Here is an 870-nt window from a genome sequence, read left to right as displayed (position 1 = left end):
GCGCCACGGGCTTTTCGCAGAAGACGTGCTTGCCGGCCCTGAGCGCCCTGACGGCAAGTTCCCTGTGCGTGAATGTCGGCGTGCAGATATCCACAATGTCTACACTGCTGTTTTCCAGAATCTCCTCAAAGCTGGCGACAGTTGCTCCGTATTTTTCGGAGATCGCCTTTGCCCTGCTTTCGATTGGATCGACTATCCAGAGGGAATTTCTTTTATCGATGGCCCTGTAGGCCCCCGCATGGACTTTCCCATAATCCCCGATCCAAGTATCGCTATAGAGTGCAAACCGTATCTCCCGGGATTTTCCGTTATGTCAAGCCAGTTGTTTGAAGAATACAGGCTTCATGGTATTCGTGGAACGGAAATCTAGAGCTTCTTCACATTCATGTCCATGATCGTAAGTTTCGCGTTCTCAATTCCAAGAAAGTCTTCACTTGAAACGCCACGGAAGTCCTTGCCCAGCATGTCGAAGATGTGTGAACTTAAGCTCAGTTCCGGAAGCCTTCCAATGAATCTGTCTCCATCAAAGAGAAAGGCCAATTGTGCTGGGGTCGCGAATCGACCGTCCTGAGTGAAGTCACCTCCGCTCGCGATTAAAATGAATATGGCCTTCTGACCGTCAAGAAGTTGCTTTGCGGTTTTGTGCGATTCTGCGAATTTGAGCATCGGCATCCCTAACTCAGGCAGGCCATCGTACTCCCCTCCTGCAGAACCGGTATGGGTAAGATTGAAGGTGGCAGCAGTCTTTTTGTCCGTATATGGAGAGATTACTACTCCGTCCTCTATCAACGCAAATCTATCGGAGTCGTTCACGGTTCCTTCCTTGTCAAAAAAGGGTTCAAAGAAACCATCTTCCACATTGCGCGTCTG

The 870-nt window shown here is 49.7% G+C and carries 2 protein-coding genes; both read right to left on the bottom strand.

Annotated elements, in window-relative coordinates:
* Nucleotides 1–220: Gfo/Idh/MocA family protein (locus BG32_RS00430; protein ID WP_259459398.1), on the bottom strand; the 220-nt coding region annotated here is incomplete at its 3' end.
* 146 nt (nucleotides 221–366) lie between these two features.
* The coding region (locus BG32_RS00425; protein ID WP_259459397.1) for a metallopeptidase TldD-related protein at nucleotides 367–870 on the bottom strand (504 nt) is incomplete at its 5' end.

It is taken from the genome of Mesotoga sp. HF07.pep.5.2.highcov, from assembly GCF_003666285.1.
Classification (GTDB): domain Bacteria; phylum Thermotogota; class Thermotogae; order Petrotogales; family Kosmotogaceae; genus Mesotoga; species Mesotoga prima.
This window is presented reverse-complemented; position numbering and strand designations above follow the sequence as displayed.